Genomic DNA, 13648 nt, shown 5'->3' with positions numbered 1-13648 from the left:
GTAGAGGGGGACAGCCGGTGATCAGGTCACCTGATCAGTGCTGAGCTCAGTGCTGGGTGGCCGCCGAGCCGGTGCCGGCCGGGTCGTCGGGCTCGGTGCCCACCTCCGGGCCGGACCCGGTGCCCGGCGTGCCCACGGGCGCCATCGAGCGCAGCAGGATCTGGCTGACGTCGAGCACCTCGACGTGCTCCTTGGCCTCGCCGGCCTGCTTCTTGCTGGTCACCGCGTCGCTCAGCATCGTGATGCAGAACGGGCAGGCGGTGGAGATGACGTCGGGGTCGAGCTCGAGCGCCTCCTCGGTGCGCTCGACGTTGATCCGCTTGCCGATCTTCTCCTCCATCCACATCCGCGCGCCGCCGGCGCCGCAGCAGAAGCCGCGGTCCTTGCAGCGGTGCATCTCACTCGTGGACAGGCCCTGCACGGAGTCGAGGATCTCCCGCGGCGGGGTGTAGACCTTGTTGTGCCGGCCCAGGAAGCACGGGTCGTGGTAGGTCACCTTGCGGTCCACCGGCGTGACCGGGGTGAGCCGGCCGTCCTCGACCAGCTGGCCGAGCAGCTGCGTGTGGTGGACGACGTCGAAGTCGCCGCCGAGCTGCGGGTACTCCCGGCCCAGCGAGTTGAAGCAGTGCGGGCAGGTGGCGACGATCTTCCGCCGCCCCTTCTCCCGCCCCTCGAAGACGCCGTTGAGCGTCTCGACGTTCTCCGCCGCCAGCATCTGGAAGACGAACTCGTTGCCCATCCGGCGGGCCGGGTCGCCCGAGCAGGTCTCGCCCGACCCTAGGACGGCGAACTCGACGCCGGCGATGTGCAGCAGCTCCGCGACCGCCTTGGTGACCTTCTTGGCGCGGTCGTCGATGGCGCCGGCGCAGCCGACCCAGAACAGGTACTCGACGTCGTCGTCGATCGCGCCGTCGACCTGCTTCACCTCGAAGTCGAGGTCCTTCATCCAGTCGTCGCGGACGCTGGGCTGCACGCCCCACGGGTTGCCGCGGTTCTCCAGGTTGCGCAGCATCACGCCGGCCTCGGACGGGAAGCTGGACTCGATGAGCACCTGGTAGCGGCGCATGTCCATGATGTGGTCGACGTGCTCGATGTCGACCGGGCACTGCTCGACGCAGGCGCCGCAGCTGGTGCAGCTCCACAGCACGTCGGGGTCGATGACCCCGCCCTCCTCGAGCGTGCCGACCAGCGGCCGGTGCGCCTGGGCGTCGTTGGTGCCCGGGATGCGGGCGAACCCGGACGCCCAGACCTGCTCGTCGCTGGGCTGCAGGACGCTGTAGTCGGCGAAGTCGGGGGCGTCGTCGGAGGCCTTCTGCACGCCGGTCAGGTACGGGGCCTTGGCGTACAGGTGGTCCCGCAGGTCCATCACGACCATCTTGGGCGACAACGGCTTGCCGGTGTTCCAGGCCGGGCACTGGCTCTGGCACCGCCCGCACTCGGTGCAGGTGGTGAAGTCCAGCATCCCCTTCCAGGTGAAGTCCTCGATCTTGCCGCGCCCGAAGACGTCGTCCTCGCCCGGGTCCTCGAAGTCGATGGGCTGCCCGTTGCTCATCATCGGCTGCAGCGGGCCGAGCGCCGGCGCGCCGTCGGCCTCGCGCTTCAGGTAGATGTTGAAGAACGCGCTGAACCGGTGCCACGCGACGCCCATGTTCAGCACCCGGGAGATGGTGATCAGCCAGACGAGGCTCACCACGACCTTCACGAACGCGACCACGCTCAGCAGGTCCGGGTTCGCCGGCACCAGGTGCGACAGCGCGCCGGAGACCGGGTGCGACCAGGACGGCGCGTCGGTGAGGCCGGCGGCGACCTTGATCGCCCGGATGGCCAGGATGCAGATGCCGATGACCAGGACGACGGCCTCGACGAAGTAGCCGCGGCCCTCGTTCGACCCGGCGAACCGGCTGCCCCGGCCCTGGCGGCGCGGGTGGTCGTACTGGCGCCGCACGATCAGGTACAGGATGCCCAGCGTCGTCCCGGTGCCGATGACGTCGACGAACAGGTTCCACAGGCTCCACTCGCCGATCAGCGGCAGGTGGAACGCCGGGTCCCAGACCTCGCCGAAGGCCTCGACCAGGGTGAGGAACAGCCCGTAGAAGCCGACGAAGACGAACCAGTGGGCGACGCCGATCGCCGACCACTTGAGCATCCGGGTGTGGCCCAGCGACTCGACGACCAGCGTCCTGACCCGGGAGCCGACCGGGCCGGTGCGCCCGGGGGCCGGCTGACCGGTCCGGAGGATGCGCAGGATCGCGCGGACGGCCTTGGTCGCGTACACCACCGACACGGCCAGCAGGAGCACGGCGAGCGTGCCGAGGACGATCTGCAGCGGGCCCATGGGCTCCCTCTCGTGCGCGTGCGCGGGCGTCGTCGCCCTGCCCGGCTGCGGACACTAGCCGGGCCGCCACAGGCTACTCGTCGGTAACCGGTGCGCCGGTGCGCGTCGGGGAATTCGCGGGCCCCGGGAACACCCGACGCCGACGTGCCGTTACCCTGGGCAGGAAAGTTGAGCGGACCACGCGCAAGGCGGTTCGACCGCTGCCGAGGTCCCTCGACCACCGGACCAGCAAGAGACCCACCCCGCAACCACAGGAGAGCCATCCATGGCACGAGCGGTCGGCATCGACCTCGGCACCACCAACTCCGTCGTCGCGGTCCTGGAGGGCGGTGAGCCCACGGTCATCGCGAACTCCGAGGGCGCCCGGACCACCCCGTCGGTCGTCGCCTTCGCCAAGAACGGCGAGGTCCTCGTCGGTCAGTCGGCGAAGAACCAGGCGGTCACCAACGTCGACCGGACGATCCGCAGCGTCAAGCGCGAGATCGGCACCACCTGGAAGACCGGCGACATCGACGGCAAGCAGTACACGCCGCAGGAGATCAGCGCCCGCGTGCTGCAGAAGCTGAAGCGGGACGCCGAGACCTACCTGGGCGAGCCGGTCACCGACGCGGTCATCACCGTGCCGGCGTACTTCGAGGACGCGCAGCGCCAGGCCACCAAGGAGGCCGGTGAGATCGCGGGCCTCAACGTCCTGCGCATCGTCAACGAGCCGACCGCCGCCGCGCTGGCCTACGGGCTGGACAAGGGCGAGACCGAGCAGACGATCCTCGTCTTCGACCTCGGTGGTGGCACGTTCGACGTGTCGCTGCTGGAGATCGGCGACGGCGTCATCGAGGTCAAGGCCACCGCCGGTGACAACCACCTCGGCGGCGACGACTGGGACCAGAAGGTCGTCGACCACCTGGTCAAGACCTTCAACGTGTCCAACGGCATCGACCTGTCCAAGGACAAGCTGGCCATGCAGCGGCTCCGCGAGGCCGCCGAGCGCGCCAAGATCGAGCTGTCCGGCGCGCAGTCGACCAACGTGAACCTGCCGTACATCACGGCCGGCGCCGAGGGCCCGCTGCACCTGGACGTCACCATCACCCGCGCCGAGTTCCAGCGGATGACCCAGGACCTGCTCGAGCGCACCCGCGCGCCGTTCAACCAGGTCGTCCGGGACGCCGGCATCTCCGTGGGCGACATCGACCACGTCGTCCTCGTCGGTGGCTCGACCCGCATGCCGGCCGTCACCGACCTGGTGCGCGAGCTGACCGGGGGCAAGGAGCCCAACAAGGGCGTCAACCCCGACGAGGTCGTCGCCGTGGGCGCGGCCCTGCAGGCCGGTGTCCTCCGCGGCGAGGTCAAGGACGTCCTGCTGCTCGACGTCACCCCGCTGTCCCTGGGCATCGAGACCAAGGGCGGGATCATGACCAAGCTCATCGAGCGCAACACCACGATCCCGACCAAGCGCTCGGAGATCTTCACGACGGCCGACGACAACCAGCCGTCCGTGCAGATCCAGGTCTTCCAGGGCGAGCGCGAGATGGCCGCCTACAACAAGAAGCTCGGCATGTTCGAGCTGACCGGTCTGCCCCCGGCGCCCCGCGGCGTCCCGCAGATCGAGGTGGCCTTCGACATCGACGCCAACGGCATCGTGCACGTCACCGCCAAGGACCTCGGGACGGGCAAGGAGCAGTCGATGACGATCACCGGCGGCTCGGCCCTGCCCAAGGACGACATCGAGCGGATGATGAAGGACGCCGAGGCGCACGCCGAGGAGGACAAGCGCCGCCGCGACGAGGCGGAGACCCGCAACCTCGCCGAGTCGCTGCAGTACCAGACCGAGAAGTTCCTGGCCGAGAACGGGGACAAGATCCCCGAGGACAAGAAGTCCGAGCTCGGCGAGGCCCTCGGTGAGCTGCGCGGCGCCCTCGGTGGCTCCGACATCGCGGCCATCAAGGCCGCACAGGAGAAGGTCGCCCGCATCTCCCAGGAGGTCGGTGGCGCGCTGTACGCCCAGGCGCAGGAGACCCCCGGTGCCGAGGGGGCCGGCGCGGCTGGTGCCACCGGTGCCGAGAACGCCTCCGCGGCGGCCGACGACGACGTCGTCGACGCCGAGATCGTCGACGAGGACACCGACAAGCGCTGACACCGCGCACCCGGTCCGGCGGGCCGCCTCTCGGGGTGGTCCGCCGGCCGGGTCACGGGGGGAGACCGATGAGCCAGCAGGACGAGCAGGCGCCGCGGGTGGTCATCCAGGACTTGCGGCGCATCGACCCGACCAGTGGCGCGGTCCGCGAGCAGGCCGGCGGGCAGCCGGCCGGCGCGGCGCCGGCGCGAGGAGAGCAGATGAGCGAGAACGAGACGGCAACCGGTCCCGTGGTGGACGGCGGCCCCGAGCAGCCGGCCGCCCCGGTCGACGCGGGCAACGACGACGCCGCCCGCCAGCTGGCCGAGCGCACCGAGGACCTGCAGCGGGTCACCGCCGAGTACGCCAACTACCGGCGCCGGGTGGACCGGGACCGGGTCGCGGTCGTCGACCAGGCGGCGGAGCGGTTCGCCGCCCAGCTGTTCCCGGTCGTCGACGACATCGAGCGGGCCCGGGACCACGGTGACCTCACCGGCGCGTTCAAGGTGGTCGCCGACCGGGTGCTCGGGCTGCTCGACGGCCTGGGCGTCGAGTCGTTCGGGCAGGCCGGCGACCCGTTCGACCCCTCGCTGCACGAGGCGGTGCTGCACGACACCTCCCCGGAGGTGACCGTGCCGACCGCCACCACCGTGCTGCGGCCGGGCTACCGCCGCGGCGACAAGGTGCTGCGCACAGCGATGGTCGGGGTCAGCGACCCCGAGTCGCCCGCCCCGGCCGACGCCGGGCAGGCGCAGCCGGCCGACGGCCCCGCCGCGGGCTGACACCACCGGCGTGCCCGGCCCGTGTCCTGACCGGGACGCGGGCCGGGCACGCCGCACACCCGGAACCACCAGCAGAGAGGGGGACGCCCGATGAGCAGCACCCGGGACTTCGTCGAGAAGGACTACTACGCGGCCCTGGGCGTCGCCAAGGACGCCGACGCCGCGGCGATCAAGAAGGCCTACCGCCAGCTCGCCCGCGAGCTGCACCCGGACAAGAACCCCGGCAACACCCAGGCCGAGACCCGCTTCAAGGAGGTCTCCGAGGCCTACGACGTGCTGTCGGACCCGAAGCGCCGCGCCGAGTACGACGAGGCCCGCCGGCTGTTCGCCGGTGGCGGCTTCCGGCCCGGCGCGAGCGGCCCCGGTGGCTTCCCGGGCGGCTTCCCCGGCGGCACCGGCCAGCCCTTCGACTTCGGCGACATCTTCGGCGGCGCGAGCACCGGCACCGCGGGCGGTCGCGCGGGCGGCCTCGGCGACCTGTTCGGCGGCCTGTTCGGCGGTGGCGCCGCCGGCGCCCCGGGCACCGCGCGCGGGCGCCAGCAGGCGGCGTCCGGCCCGGCCCGCGGCCAGGACGTCGAAACCGAGGCGACGCTGTCGTTCGACGAGGCCGTGCTGGGCGTGACCGTCCCGCTGCGGATGCAGAGCCCGGGCACCTGCGGCACCTGCCACGGCAACGGCGCGAAGCCCGGCACCAGCCCGCACACCTGCCCGGTGTGCAACGGCGCCGGGGTCACCAGCCGCAGCCAGGGCGCGTTCGCCTTCTCCGAGCCCTGCAAGGAGTGCCGCGGCACCGGCTCGGTCGTCGACGACCCGTGCCCGGAGTGCAAGGGCAGCGGCGTGACCAGCCAGGTCCGCACCATCACCGTGCGCATCCCGGCCGGCGTCAAGGACGGGCAGCGCATCCGGCTGGCCGGCAAGGGCGCCCCGGGCCGGCGCGGCGGGCAGGCCGGCGACCTCTTCGTGGTCGTCCACGTGGCGGCGTCCGAGCTGTTCGGCCGGAGCGGCAACGACCTGACGATCACCGTCCCGGTCTCCTTCGCCGAGGCCTCGCTCGGCACCACCCTCACCGTGCCGACCCTCGACGGGTCGGTGTCGTTGAAGGTCCCGGCCGGCACCAGCAGCGGGCGGACCTTCCGGGTGCGCGGGCGCGGGGTGCCCGGCAAGGGCGCCACCGGCGACCTGCTGGTCACCGTGGAGGTCGCGGTGCCCCAGCGCCTCACCCCGGCGGCCCGCGAGGCCATCGAGAAGCTGGCCGCCGAGCTGCCCGACGACCCGCGGCCGGAGATCACGGCCGCGCTCGCGAACGGAGGTGCCCGGTGACCGCGCCCGAGCCGCGTCGCGGTGTCGCCGACGACGCGCCGGTGTTCGTGATCTCGGTGGCCGCAGAGCTGGCCGGCATGCACGCCCAGACGCTGCGCCAGTACGACCGGCTCGGGCTGGTCAGCCCGGGCCGGACCGCGGGCGGCGGCCGCCGGTACAGCCCGCGCGACGTGGAGCTGCTGCGTGAGGTGCAGCGGCTGAGCCAGGAGGACGGCGTCAACCTGGCCGGGATCAAGCGGATCATCGACCTGGAGAGCCGGGTCGAGGCGCTGCAGGCCCGGGTCCAGGAGCTGCTGGCCGAGCTGGAGGTCGCCGAGACCCGGCGGATCGCCGCGGAGTCCGCCGTCCACGCCGGGTACCGGCACGACCTCATGCCCCGCTCGCAGCCCGGCGCCGCCCTCGTCGTGTGGCGACCCAGCGGGAAGTGACCGGTTCCGGGAACGCCGTGTCCCGGAACACCGTGTCCCGGGAACACCCGGCCCCGCTCGCACGTCGGACCGGCATGACGGTTTCACTGGGCATCGACAGCCGCGAGGCCTACGTGCGCCTGGAGCGCGAGGTCGCCCTCCTGCTGCGGCGGTCCCGCGCGATCCAGGGCCGGCTGGCGGGCAAGTTGCACACCGGCCTGGACGGCGCCGCGTACGGCCTGCTCGTCCTGCTCGACGACGCCGGCCCCCTCCGGGCCTCCGACGTCGTCGTCAAGCTCGGGCTGGACAAGAGCACCGTGAGCCGCCAGGTCGCCTCCCTGGTCGACCTGGGGCTCGTCGACCGGGCCGCCGACCCGGACGACGGCCGGGCGCAGGTCCTCTCCATCTCCGCCGACGGCCACCGGCGGCTCAGCGAGCTCCGGGACGCCCGGCGGGCCCGCTGGGAGGCCGACCTGGCCGACTGGGACACCACCGACGTCGCCACGCTCGGCGAGCTGCTCGGCCGGCTGAACCGGATCGGCGAGGCCCGCGAGGCCGAGGTCGCCCGCGGCTGAGGTCCCCGCGCACGCTGCCGCCCCGCCTCCCGGACGGGGGGCGGGGCGGCAGCCGGGGCCGGCCTACGACTCCAGGGACGCGTCCAGGCTGATGTCGACGGCGGACAGCGCCTTGCTCACCGGGCAGCCGACCTTGGCCGCCTGCGCCGCCTGCTGGAAGCCGTCGGCGTCCAGTCCGTCGACCTCCCCGCGGACGGTGAGCTTGATCGTGGTGATCGTCGGCGCGCCGTCCTGCTGGCCCAGGGTCACGTCGGCCCGGACCTCCAGCGACTGCGGGGTGCCGCCGGCCTTGCCGATCTCGCTGGACAGCGCCATCGCGTAGCACGACGAGTGCGCTGCCGCGATCAGCTCCTCGGGGCTGGTGGTGCCCCCGGCCTCGTCGGCGGTCCGCTTCGGGAAGCTGACCTCGTAGGTGCCGACCTTCGAGCTGCTCAGCTCGACCTGGCCGGACCCCTCCTGCAGCGTGCCGTTCCACGCGGTGCGGGCTGTGCGGGTGGGCATGGGACCTCCTCGCTCGGGGTGGTGGCCGGGGTCGGCCCCGGGCAGCACCCTCGCCTGTCGTGCACGACGGTTCCGCGGGTCGTGGCGGAGCCACGACCCCCGGCGCGTCCTACCCGATCGGGCGCGCCCAAACGCCCTCAGGCCGTGGCGCGCGGCGCGGCGACCCGGGTGGTGATCTCCCGCAGCTGGTCCTTGAGCCCGTCGAACTGCTGCTGGTCGAGCTCCAGCGTGCCGATCATCTCCGCGGAGATCTTGCAGGCGGGTTCCTCGAGCGCCCGGCCGGCCTCGGTCAGCTTGATCGACACCGACCGCTCGTCGTCCGCCCGGCGGTGCCGGGTGACGAGCCCGGCCGCGGTCAGCCGCTTGAGCAGCGGGGACAGCGTCCCGGAGTCGAGTGCGAGACGGGCGCCGAGCTCGCCGACGGTCTGCCCGTCGCGCTCCCAGAGCAGCATGAGCACGAGGTACTGGGGGTAGGTCACCCCGAGCTCGTCCAGCATGGGCCGGTAGCGGGCGGTCACGGCGCGGCTGGCCGCGTAGAGGGCGAAGCAGAGCTGGTCGTCGAGAGCGACGCTCGGCGACGGCATGTCCGTCATGCCCCCAGCGTAGGGCGCGACTGTGTGTTGCTACGCGCAACCTCGTGGTGTTTCTGCTCTGATCGTCCGAGGTTGAGCGGAACAGACTCAACTTCCCCGTCGTTGGACCCGTCGACAGCCGCCGTCCCCGCAGGAGAGGACCGATCCCCCCGATCATGGAGAGCAAGCTCACCACCCGTTCGCAGGAGGCCATCGCCGCCGCCCAGCGGCTGGCGGTCGACCGTGGCCAGGCCGCGCTGGAGCCCCTGCACCTGCTGATCGCCCTGCTCGAGCAGACCGACGGGATCGCCGGACCGCTGCTGCAGGCGGCCGGAGCCGACCCCGCCGACGTCCGCGGCAAGGCGGACGCCGCGGTGCGCCGGCTGCCCAGCGTCAGCGGCGCCACCGTGCCGGCGCCCTCGCCGTCCCGCGACCTGCTGCGCGCCATCAACGCCGCCGGCGAGCAGGCGACCGCGCTGGGCGACCAGTACATCTCCACCGAGCACCTGCTGGTGGGGCTGGCCACCACCGAGGGCGAGGCGGCCAGCGTGCTGGCCTCCGCCGGTGCGACCCGCGACGCCCTGCTGGCGGCCTTCCGCACCGTCCGGGGCAACCGCACGGTCACCAGCCCGGATCCCGAGAGCACCTTCCAGGCGCTCGCGAAGTACGCCGTCGACCTCACCGAGCGGGCCCGCGAGGGCAAGATCGACCCGGTCATCGGCCGGGACACCGAGATCCGCCGGGTCGTGCAGGTGCTGTCCCGGCGCACCAAGAACAACCCGGTGCTGATCGGTGAGCCGGGCGTCGGCAAGACCGCGATCGTCGAGGGCCTGGCGCAGCGGATCGTGGCCGGCGACGTCCCGGAGAGCCTCAAGGGCAAGCGCCTGATGAGCCTCGACCTGGGCGCGATGGTCGCCGGCGCGAAGTACCGCGGCGAGTTCGAGGAGCGGCTGAAGGCCGTGCTCCAGGAGATCGCCGAGGCCGAGGGGCAGGTCGTCACCTTCATCGACGAGCTGCACACCATCGTCGGCGCGGGCGCCACCGGCGACTCCGCGATGGACGCCGGCAACATGATCAAGCCGATGCTCGCCCGCGGTGAGCTGCGGATGGTCGGCGCCACCACGCTCGACGAGTACCGCGAGCACATCGAGAAGGACCCCGCGCTCGAGCGCCGGTTCCAGCAGGTGTTCGTGGGCGAGCCCTCGGTCGAGGACACGATCGGCATCCTGCGCGGGCTCAAGGAGCGCTACGAGGTCCACCACGGGGTGCGGATCACCGACGCCGCGCTGGTGGCCGCCGCGACCTTGTCCGACCGTTACGTCACCGCGCGTTTCCTGCCCGACAAGGCCATCGACCTGGTCGACGAGGCCGCCAGCCGGCTGCGGATGGAGATCGACAGCCGGCCGGTCGAGGTCGACGAGGTCGAGCGGATCGTCCGGCGGCTGGAGATCGAGGAGATGGCGCTGGCCAAGGAGGACGACGCGGCGTCGATGGACCGCCTCGCCGTCCTCCGGGCCGAGCTGGCCGACCGCCGCCAGGAGCTCGACGAGCTGACCGCCCGCTGGCAGCAGGACAAGACCGCGATCGACCGGATCCAGCGCACCAAGGAGGAGCTGGAGGCGGTCCGCCAGGAGGCCGAGCGCGCCGAGCGCGACGGCGACCTGGCCCACGTCGCCGAGCTGCGCTACGGCCGGATGCCCGCCCTCGAGCGGGCGCTGTCCGAGGCCGAGGAGCGCGCCGCCGCGCGGGAGTCGATGCTCAAGGAGGAGGTCGGCCCCGACGACATCGCCGAGGTCGTCCAGGCCTGGACCGGCATCCCCGCCGGCCGGCTGCTCGAGGGCGAGACGCAGAAGCTGCTGCGGATGGAGGACGAGCTCGGCCGGCGGGTCGTCGGCCAGCCGGACGCCGTCCGCGCGGTCGCCGACGCGGTCCGCCGGGCCCGCTCCGGCGTCGCCGACCCCGACCGCCCGACCGGGTCGTTCCTCTTCCTCGGCCCGACCGGCGTCGGCAAGACCGAGCTGGCCAAGGCGCTGGCGGAGTTCCTGTTCGACGACGAGCGGGCGATGGTCCGCATCGACATGAGCGAGTACTCCGAGAAGCACTCGGTCGCGCGGCTCGTGGGCGCCCCGCCCGGCTACGTCGGCTACGAGGCCGGCGGCCAGCTGACCGAGGCGGTGCGCCGCCGGCCGTACACGGTGGTGCTGCTCGACGAGGTCGAGAAGGCCCACCCCGACGTCTTCGACGTGCTGCTGCAGGTGCTCGACGACGGCCGGCTCACCGACGGGCAGGGCCGCACGGTCGACTTCCGGAACACGATCCTGATCCTCACCTCCAACCTCGGCTCCCAGGTCATCGCCGACCAGTCGATCCCCGAGGAGGCCCGCCGGTCGGCGGTGCAGGACGTCGTCCGGGCCCACTTCAAGCCGGAGTTCCTCAACCGGCTGGACGACGTGGTCGTCTTCCGGGCGCTGGGCACCGAGGAGCTCACCGGCATCGTCGACATCCAGGTCGCGGTGCTGGCCCGGCGGCTGGCCGCCCGGCGGCTCACCCTCACCGTCACCGACGCCGCCCGCGAGTGGCTGGCGCTCAACGGGTTCGACCCGGTGTACGGCGCCCGTCCGCTGCGGCGGCTGGTGCAGTCGGCGATCGGCGACCAGCTCGCCCGGGCCCTGCTGTCCGGTGAGGTCCGCGACGGTGACGAGGTGCGCGTCGACTGGCCCGACGGTGCCGACGGCCTGACGGTCGCCCGCGCCTGACCGACGGCCCGGAGCCCGCCGCCCGCCCCCGCGGACGGCGGGCTCCGGTGGTCCCCGGGCGGGCCGTGGCCGATGATCACGCTGACGACCGAGGAGGCGACGTGACGTCAGGTGGCTGGGCTCCTCCCGGCTGGACCCCGCCCGGCTGGACCCCGCCCGGCTGGACACCGCCGGGCTGGACCCCGCCCGGCTGGGGGCCGCCCGCTCCCGAGCCGGCCGGACCGCGGCCGCGGGTGGTCGCGGCCGCGGTCGCGCTGTGGGCCGGCGCCCTCGTCTGCTCGCTGGCCAGCACGCTCTGGACGCTCACCCACCTCGACGACGAGCTCGCCCGGGTGCGCGGTCAGGTGCGCGGCGCCGACCCGGCGTCCGGCGTCGACGGCTTCGTGCACGCGGTGACGGTGGCCGGCGTCTTCGCGCTGGGCTGGCTCGCCGCCCAGGCGGTGCTCCTGGTGTGCGCCTGGCAGGGGCGCAACTGGGCCCGGGTGGTCCTGTGGGTGCTCGGCGGGCTGGCGGTGTTCGGCGCCGCCGGGTTCGTCGGTGCCCCGCCGGGCCGCGCGGCGCTGCTGGCCGTGCAGCTCGCGCTGACGCTGACCGCGGTCGTGCTGCTGGCGCTGCCGCGGGCCAACGGGTGGTACCGCCGGCGGGGTGTCGAGCTGGTCGCGTCCCGCCGGCGGTGACCGGGCTCAGTCGATGCTGTTGTCCAGGCAGTCCTGGTACTGCTGGAAGTCGTTGTCCGAGCGGTACTGCTCGATGCAGTCGCCGGCCGTCCGGAACACGAAGATGAAGGCGATGAGCATCACGATGCTCAGCAGCAGGCCGATGATCCCGGTGACCAGCCCGGCGATCGCCATCCCGCGGTTGTCGGCCCGGCCGGCCCGCACCCGGCGCAGGCCCAGCACGGCGAAGACCAGCGCCAGGACGGCCAGCACGATGCCCGGGACGCCGAACGCGAAGGCCGCCGGCAGGGACAGGATGCCCAGCACCAGCGCGGCGATCCCGAAGCCGTTGGCCCGCTGCGGCGGCTGCTGCTGCTGGCCGTACCCGTAGCCCGCCGGCGCGTTCTGCCAGCCCTGCTGGCCGGGGCCGGCGGGGTAGGGCTGCTGCGCGCCGTACTGCCCGTACTGCCCGTACTGCCCGGTCCCGTACTGGGCAGCGCCGTACTGCTGGCCGTACCCGTACGGCTGCTGCGCGCCGGGCTGCTGGCCCGAGCCGTGCTGCTGGCCGGACCCGTACTGCTGGCCCTGCTGCTGGTCCGGGTCCGGCTGACCGGACGACGACGGGCCGCTCGGCCACGCCGGGAAGCCCGAGGAGCCGGCGCCCGAGGAGCCGGACCCGCTCGACGACGGGTCGGACGGCGAGCCGGAGGACCGGCCCTCGTCGTCGGAGGAACCGCCCGGCCACGAACCCGATGGGGTGCTCACGGGCCGCAGCGTAGGGCCCCCGCCGCCCGGGTGTCCGGGTCCCCGGGTCCCGCGGAGCGTCGGACCACCCGTCCGGGAACCCGCCCGCGTCGTCCGCATCACCGGTGTCGTGCCCGGAGAACCGGCCCGCGGCGGGCAGACTGCCCGGGACGCCGCCCGCGCCGGACCACCCGAGGAGCACCGCCGATGAGCACCGCCCGACCCGCCCGGACCACCCTGCTCGCCGCGGTCACGGTGCTCGCCGGCCTGCTGGCGACGGGCACCGGCTGCAGCTCCGGCAGCGACGACCGGGCCGCGGCGGCGACGGCTCCGACGGCTCCGACGGGTGCGGACCGCAGCGCGCCGGCCACCCCTCCGGCGCCCTCCGGCCCGGCCTGCTCGGGGCTCCCGGCCGCGGGGCCCGGCAGCCCGGCGGCGCTGGCCGGCACCCCGCTCGGCGGCGCCGTCGCCACCAGCCCGCTGCTGGGCACGCTGGCCGGTGCGGTGCGGAGCGCGAACCTCGTCGACGCGCTCAACAGCGCCTCCGACGTCACCCTGCTCGCCCCCGCGAACACCGCCTTCGACGCGGTCGGGCAGGCGGCGCTGGGTCCGCTGCTGAGCGACACCCCGCGGCTGACCCGGCTGCTCACCCACCACGTGCTGCAGGGCCGGCTCACCCCGGCGCAGCTCGCCGGGGAGCACACCACGCTGGCCGGCGACCGGGTCACCGTCACCGGGTCGGGGGAGCAGCTCGCGGTGAGCGCCGACCAGACCCTCGCCGGGGCCGGACCGGCGTCGGTGGTCTGCGGGCCGCTGCAGGCCGGCAACGCGACGGTCTACCTGGTCGACCAGGTGCTGCAGCCCGCCGGCTGAGGATCGCTACTGTCGGG

General features: G+C 73.6%; 12 protein-coding genes. 8 read left to right on the top strand and 4 right to left on the bottom strand.

All coding sequences use genetic code 11. The annotated features are described in order from the left end of the window. Window positions 1–46: 46 nt before the first annotated feature. The gene (locus tag AB0J00_RS01335; RefSeq protein ID WP_357739016.1) at window positions 47–2335 is read right to left on the bottom strand and encodes a (Fe-S)-binding protein; all 2289 of its coding nucleotides are present in this window, start codon (window positions 2333–2335) and stop codon (window positions 47–49) included. 265 nt (window positions 2336–2600) lie between these two features. On the opposite strand from AB0J00_RS01335, the gene dnaK reads away from it, so the two are divergent. The 5 genes from dnaK (at window position 2601) to AB0J00_RS01310 (ending at window position 7529) form a co-directional block, all read left to right on the top strand. Then, complete coding sequence (gene dnaK, locus AB0J00_RS01330; RefSeq protein WP_357739014.1) at window positions 2601–4466, top strand: molecular chaperone DnaK; 1866 nt, start codon at window positions 2601–2603, stop codon at window positions 4464–4466. 68 nt (window positions 4467–4534) lie between these two features. Next, the gene (gene grpE / locus AB0J00_RS01325; RefSeq protein ID WP_357739012.1) at window positions 4535–5227 is read left to right on the top strand and encodes a nucleotide exchange factor GrpE; all 693 of its coding nucleotides are present in this window, start codon (window positions 4535–4537) and stop codon (window positions 5225–5227) included. A gap of 90 nt (window positions 5228–5317) precedes the next feature. After that, a complete protein-coding gene (gene dnaJ / locus AB0J00_RS01320; RefSeq protein WP_357739010.1) occupies window positions 5318–6547 on the top strand; it encodes a molecular chaperone DnaJ in 1230 nt (409 codons plus the stop codon). Next, window positions 6544–6975: a helix-turn-helix transcriptional regulator gene (locus tag AB0J00_RS01315; protein WP_357739009.1), complete on the top strand. Its 432-nt coding sequence runs from the start codon at window positions 6544–6546 to the stop codon at window positions 6973–6975. The genes dnaJ and AB0J00_RS01315 overlap by 4 nt, the downstream gene beginning before the upstream one ends. 74 nt (window positions 6976–7049) lie before the next feature. Further along, the gene (locus AB0J00_RS01310) at window positions 7050–7529 is read left to right on the top strand and encodes a MarR family transcriptional regulator (RefSeq protein ID WP_357739007.1); all 480 of its coding nucleotides are present in this window, start codon (window positions 7050–7052) and stop codon (window positions 7527–7529) included. A gap of 63 nt (window positions 7530–7592) precedes the next feature. Here AB0J00_RS01310 and AB0J00_RS01305 read toward each other — a convergent pair whose 3' ends face one another. Further along, window positions 7593–8030, bottom strand: a complete 438-nt coding sequence (locus AB0J00_RS01305) for an OsmC family protein (protein WP_357739004.1) — start codon at window positions 8028–8030, stop codon at window positions 7593–7595. A 137-nt stretch (window positions 8031–8167) separates the two neighbouring features. After that, a complete protein-coding gene (locus AB0J00_RS01300) occupies window positions 8168–8623 on the bottom strand; it encodes a MarR family transcriptional regulator (protein WP_357739001.1) in 456 nt (151 codons plus the stop codon). Between the two features lie 155 nt (window positions 8624–8778). Between AB0J00_RS01300 and clpB the strand changes: the two genes are divergently transcribed. Then, window positions 8779–11358, top strand: coding sequence for an ATP-dependent chaperone ClpB (gene clpB, locus AB0J00_RS01295; protein ID WP_357738999.1), 2580 nt, complete (start codon window positions 8779–8781; stop codon window positions 11356–11358). 101 nt (window positions 11359–11459) lie between these two features. Next, window positions 11460–12035, top strand: a complete 576-nt coding sequence (locus AB0J00_RS01290) for a hypothetical protein (RefSeq protein ID WP_357738996.1) — start codon at window positions 11460–11462, stop codon at window positions 12033–12035. A gap of 6 nt (window positions 12036–12041) precedes the next feature. Here AB0J00_RS01290 and AB0J00_RS01285 read toward each other — a convergent pair whose 3' ends face one another. Next, window positions 12042–12779: a DUF4190 domain-containing protein gene (locus AB0J00_RS01285; RefSeq protein WP_357738994.1), complete on the bottom strand. Its 738-nt coding sequence runs from the start codon at window positions 12777–12779 to the stop codon at window positions 12042–12044. Window positions 12780–12965: 186 nt separating this feature from the next. Here AB0J00_RS01285 and AB0J00_RS01280 point away from each other — a divergent pair, with 186 nt between their 5' ends. Continuing rightward, window positions 12966–13631: a fasciclin domain-containing protein gene (locus AB0J00_RS01280; RefSeq protein WP_357738991.1), complete on the top strand. Its 666-nt coding sequence runs from the start codon at window positions 12966–12968 to the stop codon at window positions 13629–13631. Window positions 13632–13648 lie beyond the last annotated feature (17 nt).

Origin of the sequence: Modestobacter sp. NPDC049651 (assembly GCF_040659695.1) — a bacterium.
Lineage (GTDB): Bacteria > Actinomycetota > Actinomycetes > Mycobacteriales > Geodermatophilaceae > Modestobacter.
This window is presented reverse-complemented; position numbering and strand designations above follow the sequence as displayed.